The sequence below is a fragment of the Polyangium jinanense genome, from assembly GCF_028435265.1.
In the GTDB taxonomy this organism is placed as follows: domain Bacteria; phylum Myxococcota_A; class Polyangia; order Polyangiales; family Polyangiaceae; genus Polyangium; species Polyangium jinanense.
The window spans coordinates 10,755-29,394 of record NZ_JAGTJK010000032.1 but is presented as its reverse complement, the minus strand read 5'-3'; the positions used below and the strand labels follow the sequence as shown (position 1 = coordinate 29,394).

Here is an 18,640-nt window from a genome sequence, read left to right as displayed (position 1 = left end):
ATGGCCGGCGAAACCCTCTCGTTCCCGCGTGTGTACCTCCTGCGCGCCTCGGAAGCGCCGCGCGCGCTCGCCTTCATCACACACCGCCAGAAGTGCTGGTCGCTGCACCTTTGGGACCTCGACGCCCACCACGTCGAGCCCGGGGCCATGTTTTTCGGAACGCTCTACCCGCGACGCTGCGCTCTCTCGCCGGACGGACGCTATCTGCTTTATTTCGCGATGAAAGCGCCGGGGGATCCCGATTGGCCTCATCAATTCAGCGGCCTTTCACGCGCCCCGTGGCTCACCTGTCTGCTCGCCTGGCGCGAGGCCGGGACCTGGACGCGGGGCATGTTCTTCTCGTCCCGCGCCTCCGGCCGGCCGGAGATCCACGCTCGCCAGGACCTGCATCATGGCGCCGATGTGGCGGACCTTTGCCCGTGGAACATCGAGAGGATCGACGCCATGCAGCTCGCGGCCGAGCGGCGAATCGGGTTTGTCGAGGCCGAGGATTCACCGCCGCGGGATCCACGCGACATCTGGGACCAGCATCGCCAGGCGGTGCTCCAGAAGCGGCGCCCGGTCGGCGGCGCGCGCGAGGTGCTGCGTGTCGTGCAGGGTGGCTTCGACCAGGACGAGGGGCGGGTCGGGCGGTATCGCAACCACTATGGTCTCGTCGGGAACGATGGGCGGGAGATCCCGCTTTCGAACCACGTGTGGCTCGATTGGCTCGATCGAGATCACCTCTACGGTGCGACGCTGGACGGGCGGCTCGTGGTGTGTGCGCTGCGGAGAGGTGAGCTCGTCGAGACGTGGTCGCACGAGTTCGAGCGAATGCCGCGGCGGAAGCCGGCACCGCCTTTTGCGCGGCACTTTTGACCTCAATCCCAGCGATCGAGCTTGTACACGACGCGCATGCCGCCCTTTGAGGCCACGCGGAAACTCAGGTTCCAGGTCGATCCCTTGACCAGGCTGATCCCGCAAGCCTCGGCCGTGTCCTTGCCTTCGACGACCGCGCTCTGCGCGTACGCCTCCATCGTGGCGCGAATCTCGTGGTATTCGCTCCGCAGGTAACTCGGGAAAAACCCGGCGCCCTGCTTGTAGTCCCGATCCCGCGCGTCCTTCAGGATGAAGATCACGCCCGTACCGTGGTGCGTGAGGATCTTTTTCGGATTCCACATCCAAGGCTGCAAGGCGATGGCCGTGACCGGATGGTACACGTTGGGCTTCAGGTTCCAGCGCGCAGGCGGCGAGCCGTTCGCGTACACGTACGAGCTGACGCGGTTTCGCCGATCCTCGAAGTCCCATTGCAAGAGCGGCGGCGCGTCCGCGTGCTTGGCCGTGACCATCCCGATGTACGACTGGTTCGTCTCCGGGACGAAAAACTCGATATTCTCCGCCTCGGGGAGGACGGTCCGCGCGAATTTCTCCCACGTCATGGTGACAGGCGGGACGTCCATGTCGACGGCAAGCTTCGCCGCGGGCTTGAGGTGGTCGAAGACGCCCGGTTTTTGCCCCTTCGGCCTGGGCTCCTTTGGAACCCACAACGTCTCGATGTCGCCGAGCCGGGCGAAGCGCCGCTCCATCGCGCCAGCGCTCTTCAGCGCTTCCACGATCTTCTCGGCGCGCGCGAGGTTTCCGGTCGTCGGCGCCGCCTGCGGGCGCTGGTACTGGAGCGGGTGCATCTTCGCGGCGAACCGGCTCTTGACCTCCGCGAACGGCATGCCAGCCGCGAGGTCTTCGAGCAAGGTGCCGATCATGCTGCTGCGCACGTGGCAGAAGCCGGCCGGCGCACGGGCGACCGCGAGCCAGGTGAGATTTTCCCGCGCGCGGGCGTTTTTCGCAGCGGCACGCGTCTCGTGCAGCTCGAGCAGCCATTTCGCCACGCCGAGGACGGTCTCCGATCGATAGAGCGATTCGGTGGAGACGAGCTTGTGCGCCTGCTTGACGACGTCGATCGAGAACGCCTCGAGCCCGCGGAGAAGCGTCTCGTGATCCTGGCGCTTCTCCGCCATGATCTGCGCATTCGTCTTGATCAAGGTGGGCTTGTGGAGGAGGTCCTTCGAAGGCGTGACCGCGATGTGCTCCCACGCGCCCGTCTGCGGCGTTCCCCAAACCGTCTCGTCCGAGAGAAAAACGCCGTCGATCGGCGCCTCGGCCACAGCCTTCGCGAGCGCCCGGATCGCGCTCGTGTAGGGCTCGGGCGCAGTCTCCGGATCCCAGAGCGCAGACCGCGCCCTTCCATCGGAATCGACGACCACGATGCCACCGTACCGATTCACGAAGTGCCGGCAAGCGGCGCAGGTGTTGGTCTGCCGTAGCTCGGCCGGGACCGCGTCGAGGAAGACCTGGTAAAGCGCCGGCGTGCGCGTGGTGAACAAGCTCGGTTTGTCTTTGGTGCGTTTTCCGAAGCGCGCGCGAATCGAGGCGAGCAGGTCGTCGTAGTGGTCGTCGATCGAAGGAGCCGCAGCCGTCGGAGGAGAAGGAAGATCGGGCATGGTCGCGCTCCTGATGACACCGCGGCGCTCCGCCAATTGCAAGGGGAGAGCGCCCAGGCCGCTCGAAAGCGGCCGGCCGGTTGACGCTGCCCAAAAGGCCGCCTACCGTCGTGGTTCATGCGGTGGCCGCTCCTCTTGGCGCTCTTCCTCCTCGGCTGCGGGCCCTCCCCCGCCGCCAACGGGGCCGAATCCTACGCAGGATCGATGCCTGCCTCGGGACGCGTGATGCTCCACGGCGTGACCGTGGCCCCCTGCAAACTCGGCGGCGAGATCTGGGACGGCGTAGGGCAAATCGAGCCGAGCCAGATCGACCTCCTCGGCAATCTCCTGCGCGGGCGCGTGCCCTACGTGGAGATCGCCAAAGCCCTCGCCGCACCCGCAAACGAGGCACTCGACAAACCCGACGTGAAAGGGCGCGCAAAGATCGTCGGCCCCATGGAAAGCGCGCCCGTGCGTCTCACAGGCCAGTCCGATAGCTTCACCCCGCAATTCCAAGGGCCGCCGACATTCGAAAACGTGCCCTTCGACGGGAGCGCACGGCTCGCCGTCGAGCTGCTCGACGACGACATGGTCGACGACGACCCGATTGGCTCCTTCCAACTCGGCCCCGACGAAATGCTAGAGGCATTCCGCGCCGGAAACGTGCATCAAGTCCGCGTCGATTCACAAACGAACGGACAAGTGCTGTTCGCCGCGATTTCCGTCCTGGCCGACTGACGCGGGGCGGGGCGGAGCGGGGCGGAGCGGGGCGTCGCCCCGCACCCCAGCAGGGGGCTGTCCGCCCCCTGCACCCCGGACCAGGCACGGCCTGGACCGAGGGCCGAGAAACCGCGCGATGCGCGGTTTCTCGGACGGGCCCGGGCAAGACCACGAGCGGCGTTGCCAGCGGAAACAGCAGCGCTGCCCCAGCCTCGAGCATACACGTCGGTGCTGCTGGCAAGCCCGTCGCGGGTCTTGCCTCGGCCTGTTCGATGAATTGCGCATCGCGCAGTTCATCGACCCCGGGTCCAGCGCTTGCGCTGGTCCGGGTCCAGGGGTGGACAACCCCTGGTCGGGGTCCGGGGTGAAACCCCGGCGCAACGCCGTCGCCCTTCAAAGCGCCGCTGCGAACTCGCGACCGAACTCTATGGGGGATGGGCGCTCGGCGGGATCCCGCGTGGTGGCGGCCCGCAGGAGTTTGGCGATGGACGCGGGGAAGATGCGGAGACGCTCGGCGTCGTCGAATGGATCGAGACGCATGTGCGCGAGGATGCGGTCGCGGCCTGTGAGCTCGTCGAAAAAGGAGCGGCTCGTGGTTACGTTGTAAATGGTGCCGGCGAGCGCGTAGACGTCCGAGCGCGGGTCGAGCTCCACGGGATCCAGCACCTGCTCGGGTGCGATGTAGCCGGGCGTGCCTGCCACGAAGCGGCCTCCGACCTCGGGCGGGACGCGGATGGCCCGCACCATGCCGAAATCGATGACCACGGTCGAGAGCGGAGGCACGCGCCCGGGATCGCGGTGCTTCTCCGGGTCGAACCGTTCCCCGCCGGCGAGCGGCAGGCGCAGCCACAGGTTGGCCGGCTTGATGTCGCGATGCACGAGGCCTGCGCCATGCAGCGCTGCGAGCCCGGCGCAGGCGTCGAGCACGACCTGCCGGAGCTCGAAGAGCGTCATCGGGCGCGCTGCGGCGTATTGCTTGAGATCTGCGCCGATGAGGTATTCGAGCACGAGGAACGGCGCGCCCTCCGAGACGCCGCGATCGATGATGTTCGCGACGTTCGGGTGATACAGCCCGGCGAGCGCGTTGGCCTCCTCGACGAACGACGCGAGGATGCCGGCGCGCTCGGTCTCGTTGGCGCTGGCGAGCGCGTCGGCCTTGGGGATCTTCAGCACGAAGAGGCGGTCGGCGCCGGGCTTGCGCACGAGCCAAACCGAGCCGATCCCGCCCTCGCCGAGCGGCTTGACGAGCTCGTAGCCCTCGATGAGCTTGGGCTCTTTTTTCTTCGAGGTTGGCGGCGGCGGCGGCGTCCTGCGGATCGCGCCACGCACCGCGCCTTCGAGGAGTGCGGATGCGACGGGGCCGAGCGAGGCGAACCACACGTCGAGCATGCTGAGCTCTCGCGCGCGGATGGCGCGGGCGACGAGTGCGGCCACGCGGGGCGCGTTCTGCGTCGTGCGCGGCGGGAGCGTGTCCTCGTCGTCTTCGCTCGCTGCGTGCAGCGCCTTCACGGGATCCGCGAGCGCGGCCTGCAATCGATCGCCGGCGAGGACGAGCTTGATGCAGCGGATCTCGAGGTCGGGCTTCGGGCCCGCGGCCTCGTTGAAGTCTTCGAGCGCCATCGCGAGCTTCGTGAGCGCGCGGGAAAGCTCGGTGTCCTCGGCGTGCAGCGCGACGAGCGCTTCCTCGGCTTGGAACGGCCAGCCTGCGTCGGTCTCGGCTGACGAGACGGCCGTGCGCAGCGCCTCGGCTTGCTCGCAGCAGCGCGCGAGCGCGCTCGGGGCCATCATCGGCAGCGAGGTCGCGAGCTGACGCAGCATCGCGGGCCGATCGATGACGAGCGCCCACCACGCGGCGAACGGGCCGAGCCAACGGACGTCGTCGACCTCGCCGAGCGCCGTGCCGCGCGTCGTGTCCACGAGCCGCCAGAGCAGCGCCGACAGTGCGTTCTTCAGGGCGGGCGGGAACTCGCGCGAGCCGCTTCCGAGGCCTTCCAGTTTGCGCAGCCAGAGACAGGTGTCGTGCGCGGTTGGCCCGCGACCCGGACCGAGATCGCCGTCTTCGCCGCAAGCGTCGAGCGCGTACCCGCCGAGACGAACTGCCACGACCTCGAGCGCGAGATCCTCGTGCACGTCCGTCTTCTCGCCGCGCCGCCGCTCCGCGACGAGATCGAGGATCTCCGCGGGCGAACGGGCCAACGTCTTCCACGTCTCCTCGAGCTCGGGCTCGTCCACGGGGACGCCCGTTGGCCGCGTGGCGAGCAGCGGCCGCCAGAGGCGCACCGCGAACGCCCGCGCCGAGGATTCGAGCGCGTTCAGCGCGGCCGCACGCTGCCGAAGTCGGCCCCACCCGAGCGCGATGCGGCGCGCTTCATGGAACGTCGCCGCGAGCGAGGACGCGAACCGCGCGGCGCGCGCATCCGCCTCCTCGTCGTCGTACTGCGCGGCGAGGCGCATCAGGTTCTCCAAACCGAGCTCGAGATCGAGCGGATCTCGCTCGGCCCGGTCGATGACGTCCGTCACCGCGATGACCTCGATCCACCGGCGCGTCTCATCGATCGACGCGGCGCGCACGTATCGCGCCTTCTCGCGGAGCGCGCGGAGCGTCGTCTCGATCTCGGGTTCCTCCACGCCACGACGAAAGAGCGTCGCGAGCCCACGCGCGAGTGCGCGCGCGGCGATCGCGCCCCCGTCCCCTTCGAGCACCCGCCGGGCGAGGCGATCCCAGAGCGTCTTGCGCTCGAAGAACAGGTACGGCGTCGCCGCTGCGACCGCGGCGAGCACCCAGGCTTCCTCCTCGCGCGAGTCGAGGATGGCCACGAGCTGGCTCGCGAGGAACGCAAGCCGCTCGGCCGGCAGCGAGGCAAACGCGGTCGTCGCGCGTTGCCGGAGGACCACCGATTCTCCGAACACCCAGTCGAGCAGCGTGCCCTGGAGCTCTTCCATCACGCCCGTGAGGCGGCCGAGCGCGCGCGCCGCGTGCACCCAGACGAGCGGCTCGGGATGCAGGAGCAAAGGCTGCAGCACCTGGAGCGTGCGGCCGATGAGCTCGGGATCGGCCATCCGGGGCATGCCGCGCACGCTGATTTCGAGGCATCGCGCGGCGAGGACGCGTCCACGCAGCGCGCCGTGCGCGGGCCCGCGGACCATGAGCTCGAACGTCTCGGGTGATCCCCAGAGCCATGGCCCGAGCTCGGGAACCTCCAGCGCGCTCGCGCCGGCCTCCCAGATCAGGATCTCCAGCCGCGCGCGCACCTCGGCGTTCTCCGCCGACGCGAGCGCTTCCCCGTCGCCGAGGAGCGGCGCGCACGAGAGCGCGTCGAGCAGCGGCCCTTCGACGACCCGCGCGCGTGCGGCCTCGACGATCCGATCGCGGCCGATCGTCTCGGCGAGCGCCACGAGGATCGGGGCCATGCGTACGTCGCGCCGGAACGCGCTCGCCGCGCAGAACGAGAGCAGGACCTCGCCGGCTGGATCGCCGTAGAGCGCGGCGAGCGCGGCGATCTCCTCGGCCGAACGCGAAAGCTCCGGGAGCTCGCGCCGGAGGAGCTGCGCAGCGGCGCGCGCGTCCTGGGGCAACGCGCGTCGATCGGCCTCGCTCTCGCCTCCCGCGCGAAAGTGCGCGCGCACCGACGCCTCGAGCTCGGGGTTCGTCGCGTGGAGGCGCGTCAGGGTCGAGAGCGCGATCTGGATGTCTTCGGAGAGCATCAGCAGCCGGCAGAATACTTCTTTACGGCGTTCCGTTCAAAATACACACGGCTTGGCCGGGTGAAACCTTGTTCCAGGAGTGCGTCGTTCGGAACCAGATGCGACGGCGGGAGCGCGGAGGCGGGACGGAAGGAAGGATCATCTGGAAGGAGACCGTCGTGACGGTCATTCGCACGCGGGGCCGCCCGAAACCCTCCTACCATGCGTGGTGCTCGCAATCGATCTCGCGCTCGCCGTGATCATGTGGTCTCATCTGGGAGGCGCTTCGCTGGGGCGTTGCCCCAGGCCCCACCCGGGGCTATCCACCCCGGGACCCGGACCAGCGCAAGCACTGGACCCGGGGTCGATGAACTGCGTTTCGCGCAGTTCATCGAACAGGCCGAGTCAAGACCAGCTACGACCCTGCCAATCAAAACAGCCGCGCAGCCATTTCGACCGGCATCGCCGTCCTTGGTCTTGCCACCGGCCCGTGGAAGAACTGCGCAACGCGCAGTTCTTCCATCCCGAGTCCAGGGCTTGCCCTGGTTCGGGTCGAGGGGCGAACAGCCTCCGCGGGGCCCGGGGCGGCGCCCCGGCGCGGCGGCCCCAAGAAGAGACTCTCGCCCCAAGGCGCGCGGGGGCGAGCGCGTCTCACGCGGAGGCCACGGTCCGGCGCTTTCGCCGCGTGGGTACGACGGAGGAGCGGCACATGCAGAGGGATGCATCGAAATCGGGCGCGAGACGCAGCATGACGATCGGAGCGGCGCTGCTCGCGGCGCTCGCGCTCACGGGGTGCGGCGCAAGCGTTCCCACGGCGCCCGTGACACCCGAACCCAATCCCCTCCTCCCGCATGCCTCGAACGAATCCGCATCCCCCACGACGGCCCTCCGGTTCCGCGATGGCCTGCTCGCGCTCGCCCGACAGGACGCCACGCAGACGCGCGACGAGGCGAGCTGCAGGGCCGCCGCGGCGCATTTCACGACCGCCGCCGACAGCCGCGAGAGCGCCTCGATCCGGGCCCGCGCCCATTACAACGCGGGCGTGGCCTACCAGCGATGCAAGCTCGATCGCGAGGCGCGCGAGCAATTCGCGAAGGCGCTCGCGGCGGAGCCCACGTTCCACCGGGCGCGGGCCGAGCTCGCGCTCCTGGATTTCGCGGCGTCGGGCGGAAAAAACTTCGACGCGGCGATCGCCGAGCTGACGCGGGCCGCCGTCGTCGACGCGCAGTTCAAGGACGCGACCTCGCTCGTGCACCTCGGCGTGCTGCACCTGAAACGAGGGCGCGAGACGCCCGACGCGGACGGGCTCACCGATGCGCAGCGCGCAAAGAAATACGCGCAGAGCGCGCTCGCGGTCGATGATCGCGCCTTGCCGGCGTACAACCTCCTCGCGCTCATTCACCTCGGAACGGCCCAACGCAAAGCCGAGGCGTCGCGGACGCGTGGCTCGCTCGACAAGAAGAAGCTCGACACGCAGGTGCTCGAGCTCGCGGCGCTCGTGTGCTCGCAGGCCATTCGCAAGGATCCGCGATATGCGCCGATTCACAACACGGCCGGCATGATCCAGGTCGAGCTCGGGGATTTCACGGCGGCCGCGCGTTCGTTCGACGAGGCGCGGAGGATCGATCCGTCGTTCTTCGAGGCGCACATGAATTTCGCCGCCGTAAACCTGCGCTTCCGCGGCTTTTCGCCGGCCGAACGAGCGTACCGCGCGGCGCTCGCCTTGCGGCCAGACGATTACGACGCGCGCATCGGACTCGCCCACGCGCTCCGTGGCCAGATCGACGACGGGAACATGACGCAGAAGGTCGCCGAGGTACAGCGCGAGCTCGCGAAGGCGAAGCAAAGCGCGCCCGAGCGGCCGGAGGCCTATTACAACGAGGGGATCCTCACGCAGGAATATGCGGAGATCGCGGGCTCGGAGCAGCCTGGGCTCGCGTCACGCAAGGCCAAGGAGCTCTTCGGCGTCTTCCTCCAGAAAGCCGGGACCGATCCGACCTACGCGGACGCGGCGCGGCGCGCGCGCGAGCGAATCGAGGAGATCGAGCAGATCGAGGGCTTCATGGGGCACGATCGGAGCATGACGGCGGCCGAGCGAAAGGCCGAGGAGGCCGAGCGAAAGAATCGAATGGCCGAGGAGGAGGCGCGCGCGGGGGAGGAGGAAGCGCCGAAGCCCGCGACGAACCCGTGAGGAATCAGCCAGCGCGATCAGGTCGAAGCCGCTGCGCTGGGGCGTTGCCCCAGGCCCCACCGGGGCTATCCGCCCCTGGACCCGGACCAGCGCAAGCGCTGGACCTTTTATGGAAGAACTGCGCATCGCGCAGTTCTTCCAAGGGGCCAGGGGAACTGCGTTGCCGGCTGAAAGGCCAGCGCTGCTGTCTTGATTGGCAGGAGCGCTCGTGGTCTTGACTCGGCCTGTGCGATGAACTGCGCATCGCGCAGTTCATCGTGCCGGGTCCAGCGCTTGCGCAGGCCCCGGGTCCAGGGGCGGACAGCCCCTGGTCGGGCCCGGGGTGAAGCCCCGGCGCGGCGCTTCCAGCTCGATACGAACGGGCCCACGTTCTTGACGCCCGCTGCAAACCAGCGGATGCTTCAGAAGCCGCATCATACGAGCCCAAGGTCCACCGATGAGCACGACCATTCGCCCCGTTCGCAGCGACAATCCCGGTGGGAGCTCGGAGCTCTCCGTGGAGGAGCAAAAAGAACGGCTGCGCGGCGAGAACAAGGTCTGGCACATTGGCCGCACGGGCCGCGACGACAACGATCCGATGGCCGGCCTGAACGGGAGCAAGGTCGATTTGACGCGCGTGCTGCGGGGTCGCAGGTTGCGCGGCGACCGTCAGCGATAACCACCTTCCCAGGCCGCCGCCGCGGCTTCCGTGAGGCGCGCCGCGAGGACCTCGGCGTCGAGGCCGGCCTCGTGCTCTGTCAGGATGAACGTCTCCCCTTCCCGCGTCGTCGCGACCCAGGGGAGCTCGTCACCGCCCACCACGTCGTCGCGGCTTCGCACGAGCACGAACACGCCGCGCCCGTCGAGATCCCGCGCGAGGGCCACGCCGCGCAGGATTGACGTGGGAACGTTGACGTCACGGCCACGGACGCGCAGCGAGACGAAATCGGCGGAGATGTTTTCGAGACGAATGGGCTGATCATGGCGGACGTCCGCGACGACCCCCTTGTCGTGCACGAATCCCACCGCCGCGCCGGCCACACCGGCGCCGAAGAGCATGAACCCGAGGACCACGAGCTCCGAACCGAGCGCGCCCACGGCGATCGCCCAGACCAGGGCCACGAGGACCAGAACGAACGCAAGGACGCGGATTGCCGCGCCGAGCCGGATCCGCCGCACGGTGCCGGTCTCCTCGATGGAGAGGCCCAGCATGACGAGCCCGAGGCCCACGACGGGCAGGCCCGGCGGGGACAGGATGAACGACAAGAACCCGCCCCGAGCCGCGGAAAACGCCGTCGCCGCGAGCCCGAAGGAGGAAAACGCGTACGAGAGGGCACGCCCCTGCGAGATAAGAAAAAAACGACGCACGGCGGGCCGAAGGTATCACGGCAAAGGTAGGGGGCGCGCTGGAATCAGCCTGGTTTGCCCTCGTCCGCGGCGGCCGCGTTGCGGAGGAGCCGAATCGCCCAGAACGAGAGCGCGAGCAGCACGACCGCGAGGCCCGCGCCGAGCACCGCCCGGTGCCGCTCCGTGAATGGCAGCGGCGCCGCGCGCTCCGCTTCTCCCAAACGAGGGTTTGGCAGGACAGGCCCCATCTTCGCTTCACGCGGCGCCTCGGCGCGATCGGCGCGATCGAGGATCGCAGCGAGATCGTAATACGGCGCGGTGGCGGTCCGATCGCCGACATAAAGCCGGTGCTCGCCGGGCGTCGCCGCGCGAAAGACGATCTCGCGGGCACGCACCTCGCCACGCGCGCCGCGGATCACGAGCGGCGGCGAGTCTTCGTCGTGGATCAGGAGGCGGAAATACCGCTTGCGGGTCTCCTCGATCGGGAGCCGCATCGACTCCAACACCACGCCCGGCCGCGGCGTGATCCGATACAGCACGCCGCCGCCCACGGCCGGCCAGACCTCGCGGAAGCTCGTCGCCGTGACGTCGACGCGACGGCGGAGCTCGGTCGTCCCCACGTCGAGCGTGATCGCCTGCATCGGTACGCCCTCCGCGCCCGCGTCGAGCGTGACGATCGTGGAGCGCTCCGCCTCGTCGCGCCGGATCTCCTCGATGCCGAGCGGCACCTCGGAGAACGCATTCGCGCCGTCGTTCGCGGACGGGCAGCGGAACGAGCCCCCCGCGATCGAGAGCCGCCCGCCGGCCTCGGCCGCGTCTGCGGGCAGGAGCGTCACACGCACGAGCCGCGCTTCGGACTTCGGGTACGGGATCTCCACGTGCTCGACCGTGCCGCGCTCGTGCCGGATCCGGTACACGTACGGCCCCTCCGCGACCACGCCGAGCGCATCGCGGCTATCACCCGTCTCGACGCGCACGCGCCGGAGAAACGTCTCGCCGGTGACATCGAGCAGGAGCCGACAATGCGGTGTCGACGCGGGCAGCCGAAACGTCGCCACCGCCGCGCCGCTCTGCAACCACGCGGGATCCAGAAGCTCGCCGGGCACGTACGGCGCGAGCCGATGCATCGGGATCTCCGACACGACCCGAGGCACCTCGCGGCCGGCTTCGTCCACGAGACGCACGTCCGCGAAGAGCTCGGCGGACGTGCTCGCGCGGTAGAGCGCTTCGTCCACCACGAGCCGATGATCCCCGGCGGCGTCGATGCCCGTCACGGCGCGCATCGACGCGTACTTGCCGACCGGGAGCAGCCGCGGCGCGAGCTCCTCTGCGTCCACGCGTGAGGCGACGAGCAGGATCACAAGCGCGGAGCTGCCCGTGCGCATCAGCGCGATCAGGCGATCGCTGAAACGCGCGTAGAGAAAGCCGCCGGCGACGAGGAGCGCGCCGACGCCGGTGAGCAGGAGGATCTGGTAGATGCGCTCGACGCTCCAGACGTCCCAGACCACGAGCTTGGCGACGGCGAGGAAAAACAAGGCGAGCCCCAGGTATCGATGAAGCGCGCTGCGGGCCGCGAAGCCGAGCGCGAGCAGCGCCGCGGCCGCGACCGAGAGCACGAGCGTGGTCGTCATGGCGAGCCTGCCCTGCTGAGACTCCAGCATGGCCGTGAGGCGCGCGGCAAAGGCCGCCCACTCGGGCGCGTCGAGAGGCACGGGCGGAGGCGCGGGGAGCGTGGTCACGGCAGTGCGCACCTCCAGCACGGCGAGTGCGATCCAGAGCGCATGGCCCCCGATCGCGGCGATCCCGGCGGCGAGGTTGAGCGACGCACGCGCCTCATCGTTTGCGGCCGCTGCACGCTTGACCCCCGCGGCGAGCAGGTACGCCGCGACGAGCAGCGAGAGGCTCGTGCCCGCGAGGCCCGTGGCGCGCGGGCTCCGGAGCAAGGGCACGGAGAGCACCCCTTCCCTGCCCTGCGTCTCGAGGAACCGCTCCATGAGCGCGTGCGTGCCCCACACGTCGAGGGCGACGAGGCGAACGAAGGTCGCGAAGAACAGGAGCGACGCGACCACGAGCCACCCCCACTCTCGCGAGCGCGCCGCGATCGCCGCCGCGACGCAGCCGAGCGCGGCCCACAGCACGGTGATCGTGGCGCCTTCGAGCCCGAACGCGAGTGCCGCTGCGAAGAGGCCGAGCGCGAGCCCCGCGAGCACGGACAGGCGCACGCTCGCCTCGGGCCTTCGGCGCATGATCCACGCGGCGAGCGCGAGATCCGCGGCGCCCGCGGCCGCCGTGATCAGCGCGCGGAACGTCGGCACCTCATCGCTCGTCGAAGCGAGCGTGGCCGCGACGAACGCAAGCGTGGCGAGCGACCCCGCCAACACGGAACTCCAGCGGACGGGCTCGGCGGCGCGGAGCGCGGCGACCCCGACGGCCACGAGGTGCACGAGCCCGAAGACCACGAGCGCGCCGAGGAACGCCGGAGACAAGGGCAGCGCGGGCACCGCCTCTCGCACGACTCCTGCGGCGATCGCGATCATGAGCGACGCGAAGCCCACGGCGGCGAGGTGCAGCGCGCCGAGGCGAGCCCGCAGCGCGAGCGCGGCGGCGGCGGCGCTTCCGATCGAGACGAGCACGACGAAGATCGCGGGCTTCGCGGGCAAGAGCTGCACCGCGGCGAGCACGACGAACAGCCCCGCGGCGACGCTGCCCGCGATCGCCGCGCCGGCCGGCAGCGGATCCTGTCGGAGGACCTTGCGCACGAAGCCCACGACGTACACGGCCGTCCACCCGCCGAAGAGCGCGACGAGCCCGAGCCTTTGATCCGCGGGGACATCCTGGCTCACGACGAGGAAGACCACGAACGCCGCGGCCATGGGCACGGCGAGCAGCTCGGTCGCGCGGAGCGCGCCGAGGAGCGCGATCGCCGCGATCCCGAGCCCAATCGCGAGGACGGAGAGCACCCACACGTGATCGTGGAGCAACATCGCCGCCCCCGCGTGCGAGAGCGTGAGCGCGGCGAGCGCGAAGAGCTTCGCATCGAGCAATCGCTGCGTGCGGCGGTCGAGGTAGAGCGCGACGGCCGACCACTGCGCGGACGCGAGTCCAACGAAGACGAGCGGCGCGAGACGCGCGGTCAGACTGTGATAGGGCCCGAGGCGCGCTTCGGGCGGCACGTCGCTCCACGCGGGCGCCGAACCGTGGATGTCAAAGTATTTCGCGTACCAGCCGAGGAAAAGCGCGGCCGATCCCGGCACGACGAGCGCGGGCACGAGGCGGAAGCCGCCGCGCAGCGCGACCCCGAGGGCCATGAAGCCGAGGAGGAGCAGGTAGCCGAAGAGCGCCGCGGGTCGGTCCTGTCCGGTCGAGAGCACGACGGGGTTGGCGAGGCCGGCGACGAGGACGAGGACGAGCAGCGATTCCGCGCGATGGCGGAGCGAAAGCCCAGCGCCGAGCGCGAGCACGAGGGCCACGGCGACGAACGCCGCGACCGGCGGGGCGAGCTGGTAAAGCGCGACGCTCGCCCAGAGCGACGCGACGAGCGTGGCGAGGCCGATGCCGGAGAGGGCGTGCACAAAGGCCGGGCGGGTCTTCGGCCGGAGAAGCTCCGCGGAGGCGAGGAGCACGACGCCGAGGACGGCGCCTAGAACGACGCGGCCAGTAGGCCCGATCCAGGCGTTGTCGACGGCGTACTTGAAGAAGAACAGGGCGCCGAGGAGGAAGGCCGCTGCGCCGATACGCGTGAGCCATGTGAGGCCGAGTTGTTCTTCGAGGGAGGGCGCGGGCTCCGTGGGAGGTGCGGAGGCGGGAGCAGGAGCGGAGGCGGCTTCCCGCGAGGCATCCGTCAGTCCTGACGGGTGGGCTGCGGCTTCCCGCGAGGCATCCGTCAGTCCTGACGGGTGGGCTGCGGCTTCCCGCAAGGCGTCCGTTAGTTCTGACGGGTGGGCTGCGGCTTCCCGCAAGGCATCCGTCAGTTCTGACGGGTGGGCTGCGGCTTCCCGCGAGGCATCCGTCAGTCCTGACGGGTGGGCTGCGGCTTCTCGCAAGGCGTCCGGCAGTTCTGACGGGTGGGCTGCGACCCGGTGCTCGACCGTTTCCACCCGCGCGAGCCGCCTCTCCAGCTCCGCGACGCGCGCCTCCCGTGCGTCGAGCCTCTCTTCGAGGTCCTTCACGCGCGCCTTCGCCTGCGTGGCCAGGAGCAACGCGAGGATCGGTGTGGCCAGGAACAACCCCACCAAGCCCAGGCCGAGCAGGACGAGGAGCGCCTCCATGAAATGTCCCTACCACGCCCCCGGCGCGCGCGGGTCCACGGTCACCTTCACACGCGCTTCACGAGCCTCCGCTTGGATCCCGGAGGCTCCCGGGTCAGAATCCAAGTTCGCGCATGCGCCCTGGGGACATCATCGGTGAGCGCTTCCGTGTCGAGCGCCTGGCCGGCGTGGGCGGCATGGGGGAAGTGTATCGCGCCGAGGATCTCCAGACCGGAAACGTCGTCGCCGTGAAGCTCCTCCGTGCGTCGGAGCGCTCGAACGCCGAACGGCTCGCGCAAGAAGCCCGCGTGCTCGAGACCCTCGGCCACCCGCACATCGTGCGTTATGTCGACCACGGCGTCGCCGACACGGGCGCCCCCTGGCTCGCCATGGAGTGGCTCGAAGGCGAGAGCCTCGCCGCGCGCCTCGGCCGCAAAGGTCTGCGCCTCGAAGAGTGCATCACCCTCGCCGTGCGGGTCGCCGACGCCCTCGCCACGGCCCACGCGCGCGGCGTCGTGCACCGCGACATCAAGCCGAGCAACCTCTTCCTCGAGCGCGGCGAGATCGATCGCGTAAAAGTGCTCGACTTCGGCGTGGCGCGAGACCGAGGGCGCGGCCGCTTGACCCTCACAGGGACCATCGTGGGCACGCCGGGCTACATGGCGCCCGAGCAAGCGCGCGCCGACAAGGCCGGCGTCGACGCGCGCGCGGACGTGTTCTCCCTGGGCACCGTGCTCTTCGAGTGCCTCACCGGGCAGCCCGCATTCGATGGCGAGCACGCGTTCGCGATCCTGGCAAGCCTCCTGCTCACCGAGGCCCCGCGCGTGCGTGACCTCCGTCCCGACGTGCCCGAGGCCCTCGACGATCTCGTGGCCCGGATGCTCGCGAAGGACGTGCAGAGCCGGCCCTCCGACGCAAGCGCGGTCGCGCGCGCGCTGCTCTCGCTCGGGCCCATGGAAGGCAACGCCACGGTTGTCCACGCGACGTCGGCGGAGGTCATCACCGACAGCGAACGGCAGCTCCTCAGCATCGTCGCCGCGCTCCCGCCCTCGCTGCCCGATGGCAAGGAGGCGCCGTCGCGGTTTTTGCCGCGCGACCGCATCGCGGCCATCGAGCAGGAGATCGCGCCGCTCGGCGCCCGCGTGGAGGAGATCGAAGGCGGCGCGCTGCTCATCGGCCTCGTCGGTCGCGGCAACCCCACCGATCAAGCCGCCCGCGCGGCCCGCGCCGCGCTCCGCCTGCGCACCCTCGCCCCCGAGGCCCGCATCGTGCTCGTCACCGGGCGCGAGGAGACCTCGCAAGGGCTCGCGCTCGGCTCGATCTCGAAACGCGCCGCCGCGCTGCTCGACCTCGGCGAAGAGGCCGGCGCCGTGCGGATCGACGCCTCGACGCAGGCCCTGCTCGACGTGCGCTTCGACGTGAGCGCGGGCGCGGACGGCATCTTCCTCCGCGGCGAGCGCGAAGTCGGCTCGGGCACGCGCACGCTGCTCGGCAAGCCGAGTCCCTACCTCGGCCGCGAACGCGAGCTCCGCAGCGTGCGCGACTTCCTCGAAGAGGGCCTCGACGAAGGCAAGCCACGCGTCGCCCTCGTGCTCGGCCTCCCGGGCATGGGCAAGTCACGCCTGCGGCACGAGCTCGTCGAGCAACTCCGCCGCGGCGCCGTGGAGCCCGCGGTCGCCATCGGCCGCGGCGATCCGATCGGCGCGGGCTCGGCCTTCTCCATCCTCGGCTCCGCCATCCGCACGATGGCCCAGATCGGCATCGGCGAGCCCGTCGCCTCGCGCAGGCACAAGCTCGAAGCGCTGATCGCGACGTACCTCGCCGGCGATGATCTCCCCCGCGTCACGGCGTTCCTCGGCGAGATGGTCGGCGCGCCCGCCAGCGACGACCGTCCCGACCTCCGCGCCGCGCGCCAGAACGCCGCGCTCATGGCCGATCGCATCCGCGAAGCGTGGCTCGACTTCGTGGAGGCGCTCTCGGTCGTGCGCCCGCTCGTCGTCGTCCTCGAGGATCTGCACTGGGGCGATCGCGCCTCGATCAAGCTCGTCGACGCGGCCCTCGCGATGCAGGGCGAGCGCCGCTTCGCCGTGCTCGCGCTCGCGAGGCCGGAGCTGCACGATCTCTTCCCGAAGATCTGGGCCGATCGGGAGCTGCTCGAAGTGCGCCTCGGCGAACTCGGGCGCCGCGCGGCCGAGCGGCTCGTCCAGCATTTCCTGGGTGAAATCATCTCCGAGGAGGAGATCCAGCGCCTCGTCGATCGCGCCTCGGGCAACGCCTTCTACCTCGAAGAGCTCATCCGCGCCGTGGCCGAGGGCCGCGGCAGTGATCTGCCCGAGACCGTGCTCGGCATGGTCGAGGCGCGCCTCATGTCGCTCGACCCCGAGGCGCGGCGTGTCCTCCGCGCGGCCAGCGTCTTCGGCCAGTCGTTCTGGTGGGGCGGCGTCGCCGCGCTCATCGGCGACGCGTCCATGCCGAACGGCCGCGTCGGCTTGCTCGATCGCCTCTGCGAGCGCGAGCTCATCGTGCGCCGCCGCGAGAGCCGCTTCCTCGGCGAGGAGGAGTATGCCTTCCGCCACGCGCTCGTGCGCGAGGGCTCGTACGCGATGCTCACCGAGCGTGATCGCCGCCGTGGCCACGCGCTCGCCGCCGAGTGGCTGCTCGCGTCGGGCGAGACGGATCCGACGATCCTCGCCGATCACTTCGAGAGCTCCGGCGACAAGGAGCGCTCGGCCGAGTTCTTCGCGGCCGCGGCCGAGCTCGCGCTCTCGGCCGGAGATTTTTCCGCTGCCGTGAGCTTCACGGAGCGTGGCCTCGTGGCGAGCCCGCGCGCGGACGTCGTGGCCCAGCTCCGCGCGATCCGCGCCGACGCGTTGAACTGGACGAGCTCCTCCGCGACGGCCTACGAGGCGGCCATGGAGGCGCTCGACAGCGCGAGGCCCGGCACCAAGGAGTACGCCCGCGCGCTCGGGGCCGCCCTGGGCAGCGCTTTGCTCCTGCGCAAGAAGGACGCTCTCGCCTCGCTCATGGACGAGCTCTACCGCATGGAGCCCGTCGAGGACGCCGTCCCCGCGGTCTCGTTCGCCTACAGCTCCGCCGTCATCTCGCAGCTCGTCATGGGCCAGCGCGCCATGGCCGAGCGCTTCTTGCACCGCATGGAGCAAGTCTTCGGCCCCTTCTTCGCCCGCGATCCGTCCGTCGCCGGCTGCTTCGGCTACGCCCGCGGCTACTGGCACAGGGTTGCCGAGCAGGATCCGTACATCGCGCTCGGCATCGAGCGCGAGGCCATCGCGAACTTCATGGTCTCGGACGATCGCCGCTTCTTGCCGCTGCTCCGCGCCCACGTGGGCCTCGACCTCGTCCTGCTCGGCGCGTACGACGAGGCGGAACGCGAATTTGATCTCGCCCTCGCGGCCGCGCCGGCCGACAGCGTCTCCGCGCTCCTCGCCGGCTGTTTCCGCGCTGCGCTCTTCCTCGAACGTGGCCGGCTCGAAGAGACCATCACGCTCGGCACGGCCGTCGCGGACGAGGCCGCCGCGCACAGCGAGGGTGTGATCGGCGTGAGCGTGCAGTACTTCGTGCTCGAAGCGCACCTGCGTCGCGGCGACCTCGACGCGGTTCGGCGCCTCCTCACGGCCGTCGCGCCCCTCGTCGAGATCCTCCCGCTCGGGCAGATCTGGTCGCTCGCGGGCCATGCCGCGGTCGCGCTCGCCGAGGGCCGCCTCGAGAGCGCCCTCGAGCTCAGCCGAAGCGCACTCGCAAGGACGGCCGAGATCGACATGAAACACACGAGCGCCCACGCGCGCATCCTGCTCACGCGGGCCGAGGCGCTCTGGGCCGCTGGCAAGCACGGCGAGGCCCGCGCCGCGATCGAAGACGCCCGCGCCGAGCTCCTCGCCCGCGTCGCGCGCATCCCGGACCCGGCTTACGCACGCACCTTCCTGGAGGCCGTCCCGCTGCACACGCGGCTCCTCGACCTCTGGAAGGCTTGGTGCGGCGTCTAGAAACGGCGCCCGCAT

Annotated in this window: 9 protein-coding genes; 5 read left to right on the top strand and 4 right to left on the bottom strand. The window is 70.3% G+C overall.

Features of this window, described 5'->3' with window-relative positions:
* Positions 1 to 858 carry a hypothetical protein gene (locus tag KEG38_RS37450; RefSeq protein WP_272425217.1) on the top strand — a complete coding sequence of 286 codons (858 nt, stop codon included), beginning with the start codon at positions 1 to 3 and terminating at the stop codon, positions 856 to 858.
* 2 nt (positions 859 to 860) lie between these two features.
* Here KEG38_RS37450 and KEG38_RS37445 read toward each other — a convergent pair whose 3' ends face one another.
* On the bottom strand, positions 861 to 2,477 hold the full coding sequence (locus KEG38_RS37445) for a DUF8224 domain-containing phage-derived protein (protein ID WP_272425216.1): 1,617 nt from the start codon (positions 2,475 to 2,477) through the stop codon (positions 861 to 863).
* Positions 2,478 to 2,594: 117 nt separating this feature from the next.
* On the opposite strand from KEG38_RS37445, the gene KEG38_RS37440 reads away from it, so the two are divergent.
* Positions 2,595 to 3,194, top strand: coding sequence for a hypothetical protein (locus KEG38_RS37440; RefSeq protein WP_272425215.1), 600 nt, complete (start codon positions 2,595 to 2,597; stop codon positions 3,192 to 3,194).
* Between the two features lie 375 nt (positions 3,195 to 3,569).
* Here KEG38_RS37440 and KEG38_RS37435 read toward each other — a convergent pair whose 3' ends face one another.
* Entirely contained in the window at positions 3,570 to 6,881 is a 3,312-nt protein-coding gene (locus KEG38_RS37435) for a serine/threonine-protein kinase (RefSeq protein ID WP_272425213.1), read from the bottom strand.
* A 727-nt stretch (positions 6,882 to 7,608) separates the two neighbouring features.
* On the opposite strand from KEG38_RS37435, the gene KEG38_RS37430 reads away from it, so the two are divergent.
* The gene (locus KEG38_RS37430; protein WP_272425212.1) at positions 7,609 to 9,051 is read left to right on the top strand and encodes a tetratricopeptide repeat protein; all 1,443 of its coding nucleotides are present in this window, start codon (positions 7,609 to 7,611) and stop codon (positions 9,049 to 9,051) included.
* Positions 9,052 to 9,487: 436 nt separating this feature from the next.
* Entirely contained in the window at positions 9,488 to 9,709 is a 222-nt protein-coding gene (locus KEG38_RS37425) for a hypothetical protein (protein ID WP_272425211.1), read from the top strand.
* On the opposite strand, the gene KEG38_RS37420 is transcribed toward KEG38_RS37425, so the two are convergent.
* Both KEG38_RS37420 and KEG38_RS37415 read right to left on the bottom strand, forming a co-directional pair.
* Positions 9,700 to 10,398 (bottom strand): hypothetical protein, encoded by a 699-nt coding sequence (locus KEG38_RS37420; RefSeq protein WP_272425210.1) that lies wholly within the window; start codon positions 10,396 to 10,398, stop codon positions 9,700 to 9,702. The two genes, KEG38_RS37425 and KEG38_RS37420, sit on opposite strands and share 10 nt — an antisense overlap.
* A gap of 44 nt (positions 10,399 to 10,442) precedes the next feature.
* Complete coding sequence (locus tag KEG38_RS37415) at positions 10,443 to 14,645, bottom strand: DUF2339 domain-containing protein (RefSeq protein ID WP_272425209.1); 4,203 nt, start codon at positions 14,643 to 14,645, stop codon at positions 10,443 to 10,445.
* A gap of 113 nt (positions 14,646 to 14,758) precedes the next feature.
* Between KEG38_RS37415 and KEG38_RS37410 the strand changes: the two genes are divergently transcribed.
* On the top strand, positions 14,759 to 18,625 hold the full coding sequence (locus tag KEG38_RS37410; protein WP_272425207.1) for a serine/threonine-protein kinase: 3,867 nt from the start codon (positions 14,759 to 14,761) through the stop codon (positions 18,623 to 18,625).
* Positions 18,626 to 18,640: the final 15 nt, after the last annotated feature.